The sequence below is a fragment of the Paenibacillus germinis genome, assembly GCF_013141785.1.
In the GTDB taxonomy this organism is placed as follows: domain Bacteria; phylum Bacillota; class Bacilli; order Paenibacillales; family NBRC-103111; genus Paenibacillus_E; species Paenibacillus_E phytorum.
In genome coordinates, this window is record NZ_WHOC01000040.1 from 65,417 (window position 1) to 86,384 (window position 20,968).

Below are 20,968 nucleotides of genomic sequence, written 5' to 3' on the forward strand. Positions count from 1 at the left end.
TAACATGGCTATCTCAGTTGAAACATCTGTCATTAAAGCGAACACATCCAGAGCTCTAAAGTGGAAAAAAGTAAAAAAAATGAAAATGTTGTATGTTCTTTTGCTTTTGCCTGTCCTGCATCTTGCTATCTTTCATTATGCGCCGATGTATGGCGTTATCATTGCTTTTAAGGACTTTAAAGCTGGGCTTGGCATTTGGGACAGCCCTTGGAATAATTTTGAACACTTTAAAAATATGTTTCATGATTTCGTATTTATAAGAGCACTCCGAAATACGGTCATCATCAGCGTTTTGCGGCTTGTTGTAGGCTTTACATTCCCGATCATTTTTGCGCTGCTGATCAACGAAATCATACACAAGACATTCAAGAAGACTGTACAAAGCATTTCGTATTTACCGCACTTCATGTCTTGGGTCATTATTGCCAGCATGATCGTTGAGGTCTTTTCCCCGCAGCGGGGAGTTGTCAATTACATCATTACCTTATTTGGCGGAAATCCGATCAACTTTCTATCCAGTAAAGCTTATTTTATCCCTCTTCTGCTTATTTCCGATGCCTGGAAGGAAGTGGGATGGGCGTCGATTCTCTATTTAGCCTCGATATCCTCGATTTCACCGGAAATCTATGAAGCGGCAGAATCAGACGGGGCTAACCGTTTTCACAAAATGCTTTATATTACACTACCTTCGCTTATACCTGTGATCACGATTTTATTTCTTCTTCGTTTAGGTCACATTTTATCTGGCGGGTTTGATCAGATTCTTAACTTGTATAGTCCGTTGGTCTATGAAGTTGGAGATATTATTGATACCTATGTGTATCGGGCGGGTCTCGTCGAATTTAGATTAGATTATTCCGCTGCAGTCGGCTTGTTCAAAAACCTGGTGGGGGTTGTGCTGCTCGTCACGGTGAATCAGATAGTGCGCAAATTCAACGACTATGGGGTGTGGTGAAAATGAGGCAAGTGCAACAAAGAGCAGGCAGAATCCCTATCAGACTCCAACCTGGTTGGTGGTTTGTTGGTTTAAATAGCGTGTTTATGGTTCTTTTTTCATTAGTCATACTTTATCCGTTCTGGCAGGTGGTGGTGCTATCCTTCTCCGACGGAAGAGAAGCGACAACGCTCGGTTTTCATTTTTGGCCGAAAAATTGGTCCTTTGAAGCCTATCGGTTTTTGCTCTCCTCCGGGGAAATCGTTCGGCCGTATATGAACTCGATTCTACGTACAGCGCTCGGCACTGCGTTGGAGGTTTTATTTACCATATTGGCTGCTTATCCGCTTGCCAAGAAAGAACTGCCTTTTCGCGGGGGGATTACCACTTATTTCATCATTCCCATGTTTTTCAGCGGGGGGTTAATTCCTACTTATCTGATCATTCGCAGCTTAGGGCTGCTCGACAACTTTCTAGTTCTCATCATTCCGGGGGCCGTTGCCATTTTCAGTATCATCATCATGCGAAATTACTTTATGTCGCTGGATACAGCTATGGAGGAATCCGCCGTGATCGACGGAGCCGGTTATTTGACGCTTCTGTTTAGAATCATTTTGCCGATTTCGACGCCTGTATTGGCCACTATAGCACTTTGGGCTGCAGTCGAGCATTGGAATGCATGGTTCGATGCCATGATTTATATCCGCGACCGCAATTTGACCGTTATACAAGTGATTATGCGTGAAATGCTGGCATCGGTAAGCGAACAAAGCAATGATTTGATGTTTAATAATAATGCACAGCAAGCGCAACTTGCAATGAGCAACGTCCGCTCTGGAATTGCGCTGCTTTCGATAGGGCCCATCATATTGATATATCCATGGATGCAAAAATATTTCATTAAAGGCGCTATGCTAGGATCCGTGAAAGGTTAAAATTTGGAGGGATTGATATGCGTATTCGTTTTGATCTATTTCCTGGCGGAAAGAGTAAAGCTCTTACGCTAAGCTACGATGACGGACGGGAATTTGACCGGAAAATGGTTAGTATTTTAAATCGTTTCGACATCCGGGGGACGTTTCACTTGAATTCCGGACTCCTGGGAAAACCAGGATATTTGGATCGTGAGGAAGTGAAAGAATTATTTAGCGGGCATGAGGTGTCCGCTCATACGGTCAGCCATCCGTTTTTGAATTTGTCTCCAAAGGAAAGAATTGCCGATGAGATCTTGCAGGATCGCCGAGAGTTGGAGCATCTTGCCGAATATCCCGTCAAGGGGTTGTCTTACCCTCACGGCGCTTGGAACAAGGAGGTTGTGGCGCTGCTTCCTGCACTGGGAGTGGAATATGCACGAACCACTCTCAATAATGGCAGCTTTGACATGCCGGAGGATTTTTTACTGTGGTCTCCGACTTGCCATCATCGCGATATGCTGGAATACGGCCAAAAGTTTATGGATGATCGACCGCGTCATCCTCGAATGTCTCTGTTATATGTATGGGGGCACAGCTATGAATTTAATAATAATCAAAACTGGGACCAGCTTGAGCGTTTTGGCGAACTGATCGGTCACCATCCCGATATTTGGTATGCGACCAATATTGAAATCGTCCTGTATGTGAAAGCATTGCACCAATTGCGGTTTGCTGTTTCAGGAGAGTTGGTTCATAATCCTTCCGCCTCATCCGTATGGTTCAGCTTGGAAGGACAAGCTGTTGAAATAAAGCCGGGAGAAACAAAAAGACTGGTCGTGTGAGATAAAGAATGCGAGGAAAATGGTTGTTATAGAAACATTAAAACGAGTGTTAAAGGTTACTAGCCTTCTTAACACTCGTTATTGTGTAGAAATTATCCTTTAACACTTCCGGCGGTTAAACCTTCAATGAGAAATTTCTGAATGATAGCAAAGATCAGAATAATCGGAAGGATGATAATCACACCGCTGGCCAGAATGCCTCCCCAATTGGTCGAACCCATGCTTTCCATCACCTCGGCGATGCCGACCTGGACCGTTTTTGCAGAAAGGGAGTTTGTTAAAATAAGCGAGTATTGGTAATCGTTCCAACCAAGAATAAAGGAATAGAGGCTAATGGCCACTAGCCCGGGCAAAGCAAGGGGAATCACAACAACAAATAATGTTTTTAATTTCGATGCGCCATCCATGTATGCCGCTTCTTCCAGATCGATCGGGATTGTTTTGAAAAAACCGCTCATGATCCAGACGCCAACAGGAATTGTCATTGTACAATAAATCATCACAAGAATTGTTTTGGTATTCAAAAGCGACATCGAGGATGCAAATTTATACCATGGAATCATAATCATCGGTCCCTGAATCATCTGGGCTAATACGAGCAGTACGAATATTAATTTGATCCCTGGAACTTTATATCTGGCTAAACCATAACCGCTGATACAAGCTATCAAACCCGTTATCAGCGCGGTAATCGCGCATGTGATTAGAGAGTTGGACAGCAGTTTTCCAAGCTGGATCCCTTTTTTTCCGAGAGCCCATGTATAACTATCCAAAGTAAAAGGCGATATCCACCAAGTCGGTTTAGAGGCAAATATGGCTTCGTCGCTCTTGAATGAAGTATCCAAAAGCCAAAGAAAAGGTACCAAGGTAAAAACTAATAATAGAAACAAAATCGTGTATTTCCATGTTCTCATCAAGTAAGTTTCTCTCATGTTCTCGCCCCTTAGCTATTATCTTTACCAAACAATTTGGCATAAACAAATACCATAATCAACACAATCAGCATCGATAAAGTTCCAATAGCAGCGCCTTTGCCTAAATCCAAATAAACGAACGCGTGGGTGTATAAATAGGTTGGCAAAATGCTGGTTGTATAACCCGGTCCACCATTGGTCAATGCCCAGATCATTTCGAACTTCGTCCAAGAAGCGATGATTGAAACCATACCGGTGACATACATGATGGGTTTTAACAAAGGTAGTGTGACATAACGGAATCTCTGCCAATTCGTTGTGCCGTCAATTTCGGCCGCTTCCTTCATCTCACTGGAAATCCCCTGTAGGGCGGAAAGCAGCATCAAAGTGACATAAGGGAATCCTTTCCACGTAGAAGTAAGCAGCAGTGAAGGCCACACCCAGAATTCGTGTCCAAGCCACACGATGTTGTCCTGCAGCAGATGCAGCAGCTTTAAATAGTAATTGAGCAGCCCATATTGTCCGTCATAAATCCATTTCCAAATGATGCCGATTACAACAACAGGGGAAACCCATGGTACCATAACTAACCCACGCCATAGGCCCCTAAGGCGAAGCTTCTGATTTAAGATGAGGGCAGCTGGAACAGCTATGAGAAATTGGAGTAACGTTGAACCGATAACCCAAACCAGACTATTGCTAAGAATGAACCAGAAATGATCGTCGTTTACGGTCAACTCTTTGTAGTTATTCAAGCCCGTAAATTGCATGCCACCGCCTTGAAGAAGTGAATACTTGAAGAAACTGAGACGAATCGTATCGAACAAAGGATAAAATTGAAACAAGGCAACATATAATACGACTGGCGCAAGCAGCAAATAGCCGAAAGCATACCGTTTGATAAGGGAACGGTGATGTTTATTTCTTAAGGCAATAGAAGAAGCAGTTTGTTTGATTGGGGTGTCCATAGGTGAACTTCCTCCTTTATAAGAGTAAAACTTACTCATTTTGATTCACGATTCACAAATAAAAACGGGGAACAGCGACTTAAATTTCCTGTCGGTTCCCCGATGAATGATGACTTAAGTTATTTAAACTTATCTTTTATTTTATTGATTCCATCTTTGATAGCCGAGTAAGTTTCTTCGGTAGTCATTTTACCCATAAGAAGCTTCGTCATATGATCTTGCACAACGGTCTCCATCTCGGGTTGGCCTACGATGGTAGCCATTGGAACGCCGTTATTGACAAGAATTTGGTTAAAGTCTTGCAAAATTCGCTTGTGGCCATCTATGGCTTTTGGGTAAACTTTTTCAGCTTTCTTGACGATCTCATCCAAATTTGCGTTTTTCATAGCGGTGACGTTGACTACGGCTGCTTCTGACGAATTAAACTCGGAAGAGGACCACTCTTCAATTAGCTTCCATGCAACATCTTTATTCTTGCTGCCTTTGAACATTCCGATTCCAACGCTCGATACAGGTGCTTGTGCCTTGTCTCCGGATGGACCTTTAGGATAAGGAATCGCTCTACTTACTTTTATAATGTCCGGATTGATGCTGTACACATTAGCGGAAAAGTAGGTTCCTGCCGCAACCATGCCCACTTCGCCGTTGCTAAACGACCGCCACATTTCTGGATAACCCCAAGTGAAATGGGCTTTCGGTTCAAAGGCTTCTAGTTTTTTGAAATGATCCAGCGTCTCGATATATTTTTTCTTTGATGCATCCGATGTATCGCTGAGCAGAAGCCCATTGCTATATGCGGCCGTAAATGGAACTCTGAAAGCAAACCGAGCTACGCCCAGAGGATACCCAAAGCCATACTTATCGCCTTTGGTCATGAGCTGTGCTGCTTTCTCCACGCTTTCCCAAGTTTTTAATTCTTCAACTTTCATACCTGCTTCGTTCAACATTTGTTCATTTACCATGAGGGTAAAGGAGTTGGCTAGATTCGGAACGGAATAGATTTTATCTCCTCTGGCCGCATATTCCAGTGTACCTGGAAGAAAATTATCTTTTTTCAATGCTGCACCAGTTTTATTGAAATAGGGAGATATATCCTCCAATCCATCCAGTTGAACAAGGTTGGTGACGTCTTGGGTCATCGTCATATCCGGATAATCGGCAGATGACAGCATAATGGGCAGCTTCTTCTCCATATCCTGCCAGGATAAGAACATGTACTCAATGTTTACGTTTGGATATTTTTCTTTCATTTTTGTTTTAAATTGTTCGGCTAACTCTTTTTCCGCCTCTGAAGTTCCCGGATAGACGAAACGTATATCCGCTTTCACGGTTTTCCAATCGATTTCTTTCGCTGCTGCTGTCGGTGTTGACCCTTGTCCACTAATTTCAGTTTGTTTCGAACCGCAGCCAGTCAACGCTACACTTGCCAGTACTACTAGACTGATTAGGATCGTTGCAGGCTTTTTTAATTGTTTCATGTTTAACCCCTCCTTGATGATTTGGATACAAATTTATCGTAAATGTTCCGGAATTTTATTACAATGTGACGATTTTAAGGATTGGTGGACTTATTCAAGCAAGTGGGGAAATGCTATACCTTAGATGTTTGCAAAGCTTTATAATGCTAGTAATTAACATGATTGAGGAGAAAATAGGATGTTTCAATTCAAAACCTTGCAAACCAAAATGCTTGTTTCCTTCATTTCGCTCGTGCTTATTCCCGTCATTGGTCTTGGCATCTTTTCCTACACTATTGCCACCCGCTTTTTGGAAAAGCAGACGATGCAAAATCAAGTGCAAATCATCCGGCTTATCGCTGGCAACATTCAAAATATGCTGGATGATGCCACCGACCTCTCCTCCTTTATCGTAGGCAATGAAACCATTCAATCGCTGCTTAGCGTGGCCAGCCCCCCGTATTCGGGCGACCCGCAAAAGACCATATTTAATTATTTATCTAATTTAAAAATAGCTAAAAAGTATATTTCATTTATTATTTTGTATGGCGAAAATGAGTTTATTTATAAGGATTTCTCGGGATTCTTCAGACAGGTTGTACCTTATGAGGAATTTAAAGACTCTCCGCTCTATATGGCTACGGCTGCGCGCAACGGCCAATCTCACTTGGATTATTCGGGTTCCCCCCTGTTTATATACGCTCATAATTACAATGACATCGTATTAGGTCGACGTATTTTAAGTTTGTATGATGCGGACAAAAAGTTGGGTATGTTTTTTCTTGGAATCAATCGCGATGCCCTAAGAGAGGCCATTCAAGATGTACAGATCAGCCGAACGACCAATCTGCTTCTGTTCGATGACAATTATCATCTTGTTGCCAGCAAGTTGGATGATAAAGAAATGAGCAATCATTTCAAAGACAATGTAAATGAAATTCAGAACCTGCTAGAGCCTAATCAAACCTGGATTTACAAAATAGCAAATAAAAAATATTTAGCTGCCAACACGTCCATTGCGTCATATCGCTGGAATATCGTGAGCCTTACCCCTATGGAAGATATTCAAAGGCAATATGGCATTGTGCTCATCAGTACGATCGTGTTGTCCTTTTCACTTCTGCTCATTGCCGTAGTGGTGTCTATCTTGCTTTCCAAAAGTATTACACTGCCTATTAAGAAATTGCTGCGGTCCATGAACAACTTTAAACGAGGGGACTTTAATCAGAAGGTTGCTGTGGAATCAAAAGATGAAATCGGGCTGTTCACGCAAAAATACAATGAAATGGTCGCAGAATTGAATGATCTCATTCAGAAAGTGTATATCAGTCAAACGAATCAGAAAATGATTGAATTGAAAACACTTCAAGCGCAGATCGAGCCGCATTTCCTTTACAATACGTTGGATTATATTTTCTTTAGCTCAAAAATCAACGGAGATAACCAAACGGCCAGAGTCGTTCATTCGCTCAGTGAATTGTTTCGTCTTTCTTTGAATAAGGGGGAAGATTTCTACAAATTAGAAAATGAAATGAATCAAATCAAAGCCTACATCAATATTCAACATGCGCGATTCCCTAATCGATTCACTCCCATATATCATATCGATTCTACAATCGGCCATTGTATTACAATGAAGCTTCTTCTCCAGCCGATCGTGGAAAATGCCATCCTTCATGCATTCGAATCGAAAACAGATCAGCAGGGAGTGCTTTTGATTCGTTCTTATGTTCAAGGGAGCGATATCGTTTGGACCGTCCAGGATAATGGTTGTGGAATGAATACGGATCAAGTAGAACAACTGTTACATATCCCTGTAAGAAGTAAAGGTGGTTATGGTCTGAGAAATGTGAATGAACGGTTGCAGATGATGTTTGGTTCTGAATATGCCCTGCGAATCAATAGTGTTCTAGATGTTGGCACCACTGTGATTGTTAGAATCCCAATTATCGAAAACGAAGAACAATGGGGGAAGTTATATGAAAGTCATGGTCATTGAAGATGAACCGATCGTAATAAATGGACTGAAAGTTTTAATTCCATGGGAGGAATACGGATTTGAATGGCTTCCCCCAGCGGAAAATGGACTGAAAGCTTTAGAGCAAATGGAAGTTAATCAGCCTAATTTGATTTTAGTGGATTGTCAGATGCCAACCATGGGAGGGTTGGCATTGCTGACAGAAATTCGCAATCGGAAATGGCCAATTAAATCAATCATTCTCAGCGGCCATGATGAATTCGACTATGTCAGGCAAGCGCTTCAGCTTGGAGCGACAGACTACCTTCTTAAGCCTCCGGATACGGACATGCTGTTTGATGTACTCAGGAAGCTCAAAACGGAATGGGAAGAAGATAATGAACGGAACCGACAGTTACAGGAAAATATGCCGCTAATCCGTGACAGGTTTTTAAGGTCCCTACTGGAAGGAGCTCGACTCAATGAGAAGTTGTTTATGGAAAAAACCGCCTACTTGATGGTTCCATTGACCTTGCAGCCCTTCCGGATTGTCTTGCTGCAAATTGAGCAGGATCCCGAAATTCTCAGAAATTATAATTATGAAGATCAACAGCTGATGAATTTTGCTATCCAGAACATCGCTGAAGAAACGCTGCAATGCTGGGGAAATAAATGCATTTTTCTTGAGTTATCGGATCGATTTGCGATTATTGTAAATATGACATTTTCAATGGAAGAACTTCACCGCGACCTGCGGCTTTTGGTGGCAAATATAAGGCAAACATTAAAATACTTTGTCACCATTGGTATCGGAGCCCTTTGCGAACAATTGGTTTTTGACGGAAAGATGGCCTATGAGCAGGCTAAAACGGCCTTGGAATATAAATATTATACCGGACCGAACGAAGTCATTTTTATTGATGATGTGGACTGGGAAACGTCAAAAGGCAAGAGGAAGAATGATGGAATGGAGCCTCCGATGATGGAATCGTCCACCATTGAAGATACATCATCGGCTTATGTGCGGCTGCGTATGGCACTTAAGATAGGCAATCTTCAGGAATTAGAGGCGTGGATGCAGGTATTTTTCAATGATCTGCAAGAGAAGGAGATCACGATTCCATTAACGAAAACGGAGAGCCTGCAAGCCATGATAACAGGTGCCAGTGTTATTTCCGATTTGCATCCGAAGTTGAAGTTGAATCATTTATTGACCGCAGAGCAGATTCAGTTGGTATTATCCGCTGCTACTCTGGAGGAACTTAGTCAAATCTGCAAAACGTTCCTTCGCTATTTGCTTCAGCTGACCATTGATTTGCGGAAATCCGGCAGGAATAACGTTGTGGAAGCCGCTAAAGCTATGCTAGAGACCAAATATGCCAGTAACCTTTCTTTGGATACAATTGCCAAAGAAGTATTTGTGTCGCCTGTCTATCTAAGCTTTTTGTTTAAACAGGTGGAAGGTGTAAATTTAACTGATTATGTAACCCATGTTCGGATGGATAAGGCCAAGGAACTGCTGCTCGGTTCTAATCTGAAAACGTATGAAATCGCCAATCGAGTGGGGTACCAAGACGAAAAATATTTCAGTAGGCTTTTCAAGAAGAGGATCGGGATGACCCCTACTGAATTCCGTCAATAAGACTAGCGATATAAAGTGAGCGATTGCAGTAAAGAGGAGGTAGTCTATGAAATTCAGTATTTCTGGCAAGGTCATGTTCATTTACAGCTTGGTCTTTATAACGATCATTTTTTTAACCTTTTGGTTATCTTATGCTGGAACCGTGGGACGTTTGGAGCAGGATCTGAAGAATACCCATATTGCCTTGTTAAAGCAGATCGATGATAAAATCGAAATTGTGTTCCGCCAAACGGAGAGAGACTTGCTGAATATGTCGCAGGAGTTGGAGTATGTATATTTCATGTATGACAGTTATGATGATGCAGCTCAAAAATATTCGAATTTTTTTGGATTATCAAACAAACTGAAAACTGTTGTACACACGAATGAACTGTTTACTTCTATATTCCTTTATTCGGAAGTAAGTGGCGATATTCTGACCGATAAAACTTATATGAAGAGGGATGTCTCGGAAGACAACTGGTTGGCTACTTACATCAAGATGAAAGGGCATTCGAAATGGCTGACTACTCATAAAGTATGGGATGGCGAAAAAGAACAGGATGTCGTCACGCTGATTCGTTCCTATCCATCCATCAGCAGCCCTGAATATCGAAAGGGACTTGTTGCCATCAATATCAGTGAAGATGTTCTTTATCGGATGATCAAGGATGTGTATGAAGAAGACCATGGCGGACATACCTTCATTATCGATGATCAAGCAAACATAGTGACACATGACGACTCAACGCAATTATATAAGAACTTGTCAGACATTTCCTATATTCAACAGATTCTGAGCCATAACGGAAGCGGACATTTCACAGTGAAAATGGAGGGGATTGAGCAATCGATATTTTATACGGCCTCTAATTATACGGGTTGGCGAATTGTCAGCGTTATTCCCAAATCTAAAGTGTATCAACCTTTGGAATCTACCCGGAGTTTGATGATTGCGTTTGCCGTCGGCATGGTTCTTTTAGCTCTGACTGTTCTTTTTTACGTAAACCGTCGGACATTTAAGCCCTTGGACCGATTAGTTGGGAAAATGTCAGGAGCGCTCAAGCCAGTCCATCCGGAACATGAGTCGATGAGAAGTGTTGTTGGGCTGGGTTACCTAGAAACGGTATTCGACCAAATGTTCGTAGACCGTGAACAACTAGAGAAGCAGGTCCGGGATTCCAAGCCAGTATTGAAATGGAGAATCATCTTGGACATGCTGTCCGGCTATAGAACGGAGTACGCATCCGTGCGCCATCACCTGGAATTTACTGGAATCCACTTATTTTCTGAAAGGTTTGTCGTGTGTACGGCCGAGATCGGTAAGGAGGGCGGCGTTAGCCCGAAGGATGAAACCTTGTATACGTATGCGTTATGCAACGTTGCAGAAGAGTTGATGAACATGGAACATTCGGGGGCTGCAGTCGATTTAGGTGCGGGTTTCGCTGCCATCGTTTTTAGCTTTGCAGAAGGAGATATGGAACAAAACCATCTGCGTGCATTAGCCGTCCTCGAGTTGGTTTTGGATGTCATGAAGAGGCAATTCGGGCTTCAGGTGACCATTGGTGTAGGAAGATGCTATCAGGATATGAAAGATATACCTATATCATACGAGGAGTCGCAAAAAGCCCTGCAATACAAAATGGTAATCGGCCGTCATTCCGTCATTTCTATCGAGGATTTGGGGACTGATAATCAGGACTATTACCGCATGATTAAGATGACGGATCGAATCGCAGAAGCGTTAAAGCAGACTGAAAACGAGAAATTAGAAGGATATATTACCGAATTGTTTCAAGAAGCGGTCAACGGCAGCTTATCTCCCGATTTGATAAAGCAGCTCTCTTACGACTTGATCATGAAATCATTGCAGGTCGTTGCTTCGGTCGGCATAAATACCGAGGAAACGCTTGAAGAGATGGGTAATCTCCATCAACGGATTCATCAATGCGACAATTGGCAGGATGCTCAGCGGATTGTCAAAACCATACTTGAAAGATTAGCAGGGAAAATTGAAGGGAAACGCAGTCAACGGGGAAATAATAAGACAATCGACAAGTTGTTGCCTTACATTCGAGAGCATTATCGTGACAGTGGATTTTCTCTCGAGTTGCTGTCCGAAAAGTTTCAGTTAAATCCGACATACATTAGCAAGCTGTTCAAAGAATATACGGAGAAAAACTTCATTGATTATTTGATTGAAATCCGGATCAATGCTTCCAAGGAGCTGCTTGTTGTTAAGAACCGCAAGATAAATGATATAGCGGAACGGGTTGGGTATACGAATACGCGCAGCTATCTTCGAGCTTTTAAAAAATATACGGGCATGACGCCTACCGAATATCGGGAGTGGGTGCTCGAGTCTGAAGAAAAAGCTGCGTCGGAGTAAGCTTCAAGGAGCAAAAACCCAAGATTATGGTACCACCCTAAAGAAATGTAACCTGATCTTATACATAAAAAGGCACGAAGCACATAACACGTCTATTTCCTTCTCTTGTTGCCTAACCTACAATCAAAACCGTAAGCGAACGAAGGTTTGACAGAACGATATAACGAGAGGGTGAAACGATATGAAGGGTAGGCTCCCGGCAACAGAATTAAGGACCGGGACACAAACAGTTGGAATCGGAAGGTTCAGGCAGTCGGTATGGAAAAGGATGATGCAGGATAAACATTTGTATATGATGCTCCTGCCCGTACTCAGCTTTTATGTCCTGTTCAAATACGCTCCGATGCTCGGTGAGATCATTGCTTTTAAGAATTATCGGTTTGCGGATGGCGTATTCGGAAGCCAGTGGGTTGGACTCAAGCATTTTCAAATGATTTTCGCTAGCCCGGACTTCTGGAGGATATTAAGAAATACACTCGTACTTAACTTGTACAGTCTTGTTCTTGGATTCCCTGTCCCTATTGTCCTTGCTCTTCTGCTTAATGAAGTAGGGCGGAAAGGGTATAAGAACTTTGTGCAAAATATGCTGTACGTTCCTCACTTTATGTCATGGGCAGTGCTCGGCGGAATTGTGGTTGCCGTGTTATCACCGAGCACGGGAGTTGTGAATATGGTCATCAAGAAATTAACCGCAGGGGAATCCGTTTACTTCATGGCTGATTCGTTCTGGTGGCCGATTGTGTATACATTATCGAGCACTTGGAGGGAAGCAGGGTGGGGGACGATTCTGTATATGGCGGCAATGGCCTCAATCGATCCGCAGCTCTATGATGCAGCGAAGATCGACGGTGCCAATAAGCTGCGGCAAATTTGGCACATTACATTACCGGGCATTCGCAGTACGATTGCCATTCTGCTTATTCTTAGAATGGGCCAAATGATGGATGTTGGCTTGGAACAAACGCTCGTTCTGCAAAATAACTCCGTACTTGATGTTGCGGATGTAATTAGTACCTATGTGTATCGAGTAGGTTTGCAGAATATGAGTTACAGCTATACAACGGCGATAGGACTGTTCCAATCAGCCATTGGCCTGATCTTGATCGTTGGCGTCAACCGGATGATTCGAATATCCGGTGAACGGGGGTTATGGTAAGCCATGTATAGGACAAACAAAAAGATTCTTAATGGATTTGCAAGAATAAGTATTTACATACTTCTCGGCTGTATCTCATTACTGACTCTATTCCCGTTCTGGTACGAGATTGCGGCATCCTTCAGCAGCAGCAGAGCGATTAATTCCGGCGAAGTTTTCTTATGGCCAGTCGAGTTCAATGTAGTTGCCTATGAACGTTTGTTTGACGATGGCCAATTATTCATGGCCATGCGCAACACAGTTGTTGTCACGGTTGTCGGAACGGCACTTAATTTGGTCATGACGATTCTGGCAGCGTATCCGCTCTCAAGACGGAGACTTCTCGGTCGAAAAGCGCTGCTGATGATGATCACGGTTACGATGTTGTTTGTCGCCGGGATCATTCCCAACTTTATCCTCATCAAAACATTAGGATTAATGAACTCGTACTGGGCTGTTTGGCTGCCGGGATTGATCAGTACCTACAACATGTTTGTGATGAAAACATTCATGGAAGGGCTGCCGGAGGAAATTGAGGAGTCTGCAGCGATGGATGGTGCCGGCGATTGGCGAATATTAATGCAGATCTTTATCCCGCTCTGCAAGCCGATTTTGGCAGCATTATCCTTGTTTTATGCCGTTAGTTGGTGGAACAGCTACTTTAATGTGATGCTCTATATCACAAAGTCGGCCAAACTGACCGTCATGGTGAAGCTGTATCAGATGGTCAACAAGGTGGATGAGAATTTATTAAACAATATTGGAGGAAACGATGCGGTGGAACGCATTCTGCTTACGCCTGAAGCGATTAAAGCGGCTGCTGTCGTCATTGCTGTGATGCCGATTCTTTGCGTATATCCATTCCTCCAGAAATATTTTGTCAAAGGTGTTTTGATCGGATCGGTCAAAGGTTGATATCCTGAGCGAACTGACTCTAGATACTCATATCATACAGATAAAGGGGATAAAAGAATGAGCAAGTTGAAACACGCAGGAAATGCCGTTCTCGCTGTAACTATGTCTTTGACTTTACTCGTCGCATGCAGCTCCAACCAGACTTATTCAGTGCAACCTAGCAGTTCACTGGGTTCCACCACCGCACCCGGCCCAGGTCCCAAGAAAGAAATCAGCATATCCATGTTTGATCGCGGTACAGTTCCGACAGAGGAAGGCACCTATGAAAACAACCGGTGGACAAAGTGGATCAATGAGAAATCACCTGTGAATGTCAAATGGGTTCCCGTTACCCGGAGCCAGGCGCAGCCCAAATTGAACGCTCTAATTGCATCCGGTGAGGCACCTGATTTGATCTGGGAATACGACCGAAATTATATCAGCCAATTGGCCAACCAAGGCGTTATTCAGCCGATCGGCGATTATATCAACAAGTACAGCACGACGTATAAAGCATATCTGGAAAAACATCCGGAGCTTAAGCCTTATCTAAACGTCAACGGTCAAACGTATGCGGTATCGTTCGCTCGAGATACGGTTGCCAATCACGGCATGTGGATTCGCCAGGACTGGCTAGATAAGCTAGGTCTGAAGACTCCGACTACGGCAGAGGAATTTCTCGATGTCGCTCGCAAATTTAGAGACGGTGACCCGGATGGCAACGGCAAAGCGGACACCGTACCGATTTCATTAAGCAGTAGCGGTGTCGGTATTTTACGCGCTTTATTTTTTACCCAGGAAAATCAGTGGTATGTGGAAGGCGGCAAGCTGGAATACGGTAGGCTCCTTGACCGTTATGCGGATTCGCTTGCATTCCAGAAGCAGCTCTTTGACGAAGGGCTTATCGACAAGGAGTATATTACAGACACTAATTTTCAGCGATCAAGCCAGTTGTTGACGACCGGTAAAGCAGGCATATATTTGGGGCAATGGGGTGCGGGGAGTATGGATAACGCCTATCGCGATTTGCTGAAAAATGTGCCAGATGCAAAGTTGACTCCGCTTGAATCGATCAGCACCAAGTATGGCAAGGACGGCTTATATCAGGAAGCGCCACCGAGCGTATTTACTGTATTTAACAGCAAGATGAAGGAAGACCAAATCAAATCAGCCATCCAATTTATAGACTGGATGCTGAAGGATGGATGGGTACCTCTCAAGTATGGGGAGGAGAACGTACATTATAAAACGGTTGATGGCGCTCGGCAGACAATTAATCAGGACAAATTTATCAAGGAAGTCAGTTATGCCGGCGAATATGCGCTCATGATCGATTCGATTATGACACCCAAATTGATCATAGACATGGCGGCGAAGGATGAGATATCCCAGAACTATGCCAAGTTGAAGGCGAAGTCACTTGAATTGACGATGAAGAATGTATACCGGAGAGATATTCCGTACAGCCCGGATATTCCTGAACTCACTCAGTTGATCGCTACGTTCTCACCGATTGCTGTGCAAATTGAAACGAAAGTGGTTACCGGTGGGAAGTCCATAACAGCCCAGGACGGGCTGAACGATCTACGCAAAGAATGGAAACGTCTAGGCGGAGATAACGTGGATAAACAGGTTCAGGATTGGTACCAGAAGAACAAAAGCAATTTTAAATAACAATCGGCAACGAAATTGGCAAGCACTTTCTCCGGATGTCTATCATCCGGGGGAAGTGCTTGACTAAAATTTTAAAATAACGATATGAGGTGAGTAAATGATAAAAAAAATGTGTTTGAAGGTAACAAGCTTGGTTTTAGTTTCTACAATGATAGGCGCTTTACTCCAAGGTTTTGTTGCCCCTCTTATTCCCTATGCAAAGGATAAAATGTCAGTTTTAGCTGCAGGATCTGATTCAGTAATCTCACAAATAAATCCGAGCGAAGACACCTATGTCAGAAGTGGAGGGAACGCGAATACGAACTTTGGATCCTCTACAACACTAGGTGTAAAGAGTTTTGATGCAGATATCAATATTAACCGACAAGCTTTCATGAAATATGATTTAAGCACTTTTACAGGTGAGATCGGATCGGCCAAGTTAAAGATATATGCCATTGACACGGAGAATTCAACGATCGGCGTTCAATTGTTCGGCATGGAAGACGATTCATGGAAAGGAAACACGGTAACTTGGAATACCAAGCCAATTCCCGAACATTATATAACCAATATCAATGTTGGCAAAATAGCGAGCTGGTATGAAATCGATGTGACGGCATTTGTGAAAAAGCAAAAGGCATTGGATCAAACGGTAAGTTTTGCGTTTTTGGAGCAGGCGGCAAAAGGCCATGCTGTGAACATCAACAGCGTGGAGAATACAGAGAACCGTCCGTATTTGGAGATTTCCGCTGATCGCGTAAATGCAAGCGCTCCCAATTGGCCGTCTGGGGGATCCGTCAACATTTCTAACGTGAGCGCAACAAGCCTGCAGTTGAACTGGTCGGCGGCTGCAGACCCTGCTAGCGTTGCCAGCTATAACATTTATCAAAACGGAAATGTCATCGGAACGGTTGGCGGATCGGTAACCTCGTATACAGTGACAGGATTGCAGGTCGGACAGAAGGTTACGTTCAAGGTAGAAGCCGGTAATGCCCTGAATCAATGGAGTAACGACGGGCCCTATGTGACTGGAACATTGCCGAACCCTAAACAGACGGTTTTGCTGCCACTCGAGGACACCTATGTCCGGGGCGGAGGGAATGCGAATGATAACTATGGAACATCTGCATTGCTAGGCGTGAAGAATTTTGATGCAGATGCCAATTTAAACCGGCAAACGTATATGAAATATGATTTAAATTATTTTGCTAGCGAGATCGCCTCGGCCAAATTAAAGATATATGCCATTGATACCGAGAATTCGACGATTGGTGTCCAAGTTTTTGGCATGGAGAATGATGCATGGAAAGCAAACACGGTAACTTGGAATACCAAGCCAATTCCCGATACTTACATAGCTAATATTGATGTAGGCAAAACAGCGGGCTGGTATGAAATCGATGTGACTGCTTTTGTGAAACGGAAAAAGGCGTTGGATCAGACGGTCAGTTTCGCGTTCTTGGAGCAAGCTGCGCAAGGTCATGCTGTGCAAATTAACAGCATGGAAAATACGGTGAACCGTCCATATCTGGAACTTTCCACCGATCGCGTAAATGCAAACGCTCCCAATTGGCCGTCCGGAGGAAGCCTCACCATTTCGAATTTCAACGAAACGGGCATGCAATTAAACTGGTCGGCTGCGGCGGACCCTGTAGGCGTGACCGGTTATAAAATTTATCAAAACGGCATCGCCTTGGGGACGGTTGCCAGTACTGCAAGCTCTTATACGGTTACGGGGCTGCAAATCGATCAAAAGTACACATTTAAGGTCGAGGCCGTGAACGACCTGAATCAATGGAGCACGGATGGCCCCTTTGTGACAACGATGTTGCCATCCACCAAACTGGTACAGCTTCGTCCAGGCAATGTATTTATCGATCAAGAAGCTATTCAATTTAAGGTCATCACCACAAGGCCAAACGTAGCATGGACAGTCTATGATTATCAAGGAGCTGAGGTTTCTGCGGGGATCAGCCCGGTTGCACAGGGCGAGACCATTTTGACGGTTCCTTTTACAACGTTCGGCTATTTCACTCTACAAATTAAGGTCCAATCGAACATCAGCGATCCCGTTTCCATCAAAACTCCGTTTGCCGTGCTTTCTCCCCTAGATCAATCTGGGCGTGAGAATTCTCCATTCGGGATGGCGACCCATCTGCACCGTATCCCGCCGGCAGATGCTGCTAATATGATAAAAATGATGAAATACGCCGGTATCGATATGGTTCGGGACGGCAGAGAATGGAACAGTATTGAAAAGCAAAAGGGTTCATACACCTTTTCTCCTTCTCCCGATGATTACATGGCTAAGTTGAATGATGATCATTTTGATTTCACGTTTGTTTCCGGGTTCAACAACCCGTTTTACGATAACAACAGCACCCCTTATACCGATGAGGGCCGTGAAGGGTTCGCCAATTATGTGAAAGCGTACACGGATCGTTACGAAGGCCAGCTTGATGCCGTCGAGGTTTTCAACGAATTCAACGGAGGCTTCGGGGACAGAGGAAACGGTCCGGCAGACTCGAAACCGGAAAACTATTTTCCAATGCTGAAAAAAACGTATGAAACAGTCAAGGCTGCGCATCCCGACTTGCCTGTCGTGGGCATGGTCATGGCTATCGATCTTAATTGGATGGAGAAAGTATTCCAGCTTGGGGGCATGCAGTATTTGGATGTCATTTCCGTTCATCCTTATGTATATCCCGGTGAGCCAGAGCGGTTGGAAAGTCAAATTAATGGCTTGAAGGACTTGATTCGAACCTACAATAACGGGCAGCTGAAACCGATTTGGATCTCCGAGACAGGCTGGCCGACACAACGGGACAGTCGAGGAGTGGACGAACAGAAGCAGGCGAATTACCTGATTCGTGGTTATGTCGTTTCAATCGCGAACGGTATCGATAAAATCATGTGGTACGATTTTATGAACGATGGCGTTCAGCTCAATTATAACGAAGATAATTTCGGCATCATCCGTAATCCCAATGATAAACTGGGCGCTTACACGCCTAAGCCTGCCTACGCGGCTTATGCAACCATGTCAAGAGCGCTTGGCGGCGCACGGTTCGTAAGTAAGGATTCGACGGATACTGACATCCGAAGTTACGTTTTCCAAAAGGACGGTGAACAAATAAGAGCATTGTGGGCTGTAGGTTCGTCAGTCCCGGCTGTTATTCATACCGCCAATTCGATCCAAATCACGGATATGATGGGAAATACAGATACGTATGTTCCTCATAATGGGAATGTATATGTGACATTAAACGATGAGCCGTATTTTATAAAAGGGCATATTTCCGGAGTCGAAAAGGATTCCACGTTTTCTCTGCATGGAGATCCCACTCGGGTTGGGGATCCAATCAAGATGACATTGGAAACCGATAATACAACATCTGCACCATATTCATTTAGCTTGAAGGTTGAGGGCGAGTCATATCCAGTATTTGCTGAGGGTGGTCATAAGGTTACCCAAATGCTGACCGTCTCGAATTTGAATGAACCCGGAGTCCGCTTGGTTAAGGGCTACTTGATGAAAGGGAATGACAAGATCGGCATGATAAGGAGCTCGGTTACAGCTCTTCAGTCCTATGAGGTCAAGGTTCGTCCCATTTTTGCCGACGTAGATACGATGAGCAAAACGCTTCAAATTCAGATCAACAATCTTTCTGCCACCAAAGGGTTGCAAGTTAAAAGAGTCGAATGGAAGTTCGGTACGCAATCGGGAACGAAGGAATTGCATGCTATGGTTCAGTCCAGTTCCGCAGATACATTTGATATTCCGCTTACGGGTTACGGTCTAGGGGTAACCAATGCGCTTAAAGTGACGGTCTATTTCGATGATTATGATCCGTTCACGTATGAAGGCACGGCTGAATTCAACCCCATTATGCTAGGGACGGTTAACGTTGATGGAGCGCTCGATCCAGAAACGGCAGCAGCATCCCCCACAATCGACCTGTCCAAGGGTACGGTCAAGATGACTGGTTATCAAGGCGCAAATGATTTAAGCGGGAAATTTTGGCTTAACTTCGATTCGAATCGTCTGTATATCACAGCAAAGGTCAAAGATAACACCATGTCTGCACCCTTTACCGGAGCGGATATTTATAAGAATGACAGCTTTCAATTCGCAATTTCGAACGGACTCCCGGGAGAGAGTAGCAGCTGGTATGAATACGGGATTTCCCAAACGCCAAACGGTCCGCAAATTTATCGTTGGATTACACCTCCGGGAGTAAGTAAAGGGTTGGTGACCAATGGCGATCTTGTCGTAACGAGAGATGAAAATCAGCTCGAAACGATTTATGAGTTGGCGCTTCCTTGGTCGGAATTAACGCCGATCAAAGCGGAAAGGAACGGGGTCATCAGCTTCTCTTTATTGGTTAATGACAATGATGGTAACGGTAGGAAAGGTTGGATCGAATGGGGAGGCGGGATCGGCGACGGCAAATTGTCTAATAAATTTCGTTCCATGCAGTGGATCGTTTCAGATGATACCCCGCCGAATACGGTTGCTGCGCTTGCCGGAACGAAGCATAACGATTGGTATGTATCCGATGTCAAAGTTAACCTGAGCGCCACGGATGATCGGTCCGGTGTGACAGAGTCCGTGTATAGTTTAAATGGCGGTGCCACATGGCAGCCATATACGCAGGAACTTAGGTTTGCAGAAGATGGAGCGCACACGTTGTTATACCGCTCAATCGATGCTGCAGGAAATGTAGAGCAAACCAAGTCGGTTATATTCACAATTGATCAGACTTCCCCGATTGTGCAGATTTCCGGCGTTGGCACATTTACAGTCGATCAGAACGTGAAGATAGCATGCTCGGCTGCAGATAGCGTGTCAGGCATCGTATACAGCAATTGCAACGGGCTGCTGGTTGATAGTCCTGCCTATACGCTCGGGTTAGGCACACACCAGGTGTTGGCCACCGCTGAGGATGCGGCAGGCCACATTACAATCGAAACATCAAGCTACACGATTCTAGTGACAGGGGACAGCTTAATGGCATTAACAGAGCGTCTCGTAACCGGAGAAGGATCGAAAGGAGTGGTCAACTCACTTGTCAAAAAGCTGGAACATTCGCAGTATGGCGCTTATGTGAACGAGATATCAGCGCAAAAAGGAAAACGGATTCCGAACGAGTTGGCAGACATCTTGATTGAACTTGCCCACGCGCTAGAATGATGGCCTGCCCCGGTTAGGAAGCAATTCTGACCGGGGCTTTCCTAATACATGGCGATCCAAACTTTATTTTCAAATTGAATGGAGGGATTTTAT

At 44.1% G+C, this 20,968-nt stretch carries 13 protein-coding genes; 10 read left to right on the top strand and 3 right to left on the bottom strand.

The genetic code is table 11. From position 1 onward, the window contains the following. Nucleotides 1-4 precede the first annotated feature (4 nt). The 3 genes from GC102_RS08025 to GC102_RS08035 are packed head-to-tail and all read left to right on the top strand — an operon-like array spanning nucleotide 5 to nucleotide 2,690. Nucleotides 5-955 carry an ABC transporter permease gene (locus GC102_RS08025; protein WP_171689020.1) on the top strand — a complete coding sequence of 317 codons (951 nt, stop codon included), beginning with the start codon at nucleotides 5-7 and terminating at the stop codon, nucleotides 953-955. 2 nt (nucleotides 956-957) lie between these two features. Then, entirely contained in the window at nucleotides 958-1,869 is a 912-nt protein-coding gene (locus tag GC102_RS08030) for a carbohydrate ABC transporter permease (protein WP_246320792.1), read from the top strand. A 17-nt stretch (nucleotides 1,870-1,886) separates the two neighbouring features. Beyond that, nucleotides 1,887-2,690: a polysaccharide deacetylase family protein gene (locus GC102_RS08035; protein ID WP_171689021.1), complete on the top strand. Its 804-nt coding sequence runs from the start codon at nucleotides 1,887-1,889 to the stop codon at nucleotides 2,688-2,690. Nucleotides 2,691-2,782: 92 nt separating this feature from the next. Here GC102_RS08035 and GC102_RS08040 read toward each other — a convergent pair whose 3' ends face one another. From GC102_RS08040 to GC102_RS08050, 3 genes are all read right to left on the bottom strand, one after another. Next, a complete protein-coding gene (locus GC102_RS08040; RefSeq protein WP_171689022.1) occupies nucleotides 2,783-3,622 on the bottom strand; it encodes a carbohydrate ABC transporter permease in 840 nt (279 codons plus the stop codon). An 11-nt stretch (nucleotides 3,623-3,633) separates the two neighbouring features. Further along, nucleotides 3,634-4,572: a carbohydrate ABC transporter permease gene (locus GC102_RS08045; protein ID WP_171689023.1), complete on the bottom strand. Its 939-nt coding sequence runs from the start codon at nucleotides 4,570-4,572 to the stop codon at nucleotides 3,634-3,636. A gap of 119 nt (nucleotides 4,573-4,691) precedes the next feature. After that, nucleotides 4,692-6,050 carry an ABC transporter substrate-binding protein gene (locus GC102_RS08050; RefSeq protein ID WP_171689024.1) on the bottom strand — a complete coding sequence of 453 codons (1,359 nt, stop codon included), beginning with the start codon at nucleotides 6,048-6,050 and terminating at the stop codon, nucleotides 4,692-4,694. Between the two features lie 178 nt (nucleotides 6,051-6,228). Between GC102_RS08050 and GC102_RS08055 the strand changes: the two genes are divergently transcribed. From GC102_RS08055 to GC102_RS08085, 7 genes are all read left to right on the top strand, one after another. Next, on the top strand, nucleotides 6,229-8,028 hold the full coding sequence (locus GC102_RS08055) for a sensor histidine kinase (RefSeq protein ID WP_171689025.1): 1,800 nt from the start codon (nucleotides 6,229-6,231) through the stop codon (nucleotides 8,026-8,028). Further along, nucleotides 8,009-9,628, top strand: coding sequence for a response regulator (locus GC102_RS08060; protein ID WP_171689026.1), 1,620 nt, complete (start codon nucleotides 8,009-8,011; stop codon nucleotides 9,626-9,628). The genes GC102_RS08055 and GC102_RS08060 overlap by 20 nt, the downstream gene beginning before the upstream one ends. Nucleotides 9,629-9,674: 46 nt before the next feature. Next, on the top strand, nucleotides 9,675-11,996 hold the full coding sequence (locus GC102_RS08065; protein ID WP_171689027.1) for a helix-turn-helix domain-containing protein: 2,322 nt from the start codon (nucleotides 9,675-9,677) through the stop codon (nucleotides 11,994-11,996). 181 nt (nucleotides 11,997-12,177) lie between these two features. Next, nucleotides 12,178-13,152 (top strand): ABC transporter permease, encoded by a 975-nt coding sequence (locus GC102_RS08070; RefSeq protein WP_171689028.1) that lies wholly within the window; start codon nucleotides 12,178-12,180, stop codon nucleotides 13,150-13,152. 3 nt (nucleotides 13,153-13,155) lie between these two features. Next, the gene (locus GC102_RS08075; RefSeq protein WP_171689029.1) at nucleotides 13,156-14,046 is read left to right on the top strand and encodes a carbohydrate ABC transporter permease; all 891 of its coding nucleotides are present in this window, start codon (nucleotides 13,156-13,158) and stop codon (nucleotides 14,044-14,046) included. A gap of 57 nt (nucleotides 14,047-14,103) precedes the next feature. Beyond that, on the top strand, nucleotides 14,104-15,699 hold the full coding sequence (locus tag GC102_RS08080; protein ID WP_171689030.1) for an extracellular solute-binding protein: 1,596 nt from the start codon (nucleotides 14,104-14,106) through the stop codon (nucleotides 15,697-15,699). Nucleotides 15,700-15,796: 97 nt separating this feature from the next. Further along, entirely contained in the window at nucleotides 15,797-20,875 is a 5,079-nt protein-coding gene (locus GC102_RS08085; RefSeq protein ID WP_171689031.1) for a CBM96 family carbohydrate-binding protein, read from the top strand. Nucleotides 20,876-20,968: the final 93 nt, after the last annotated feature.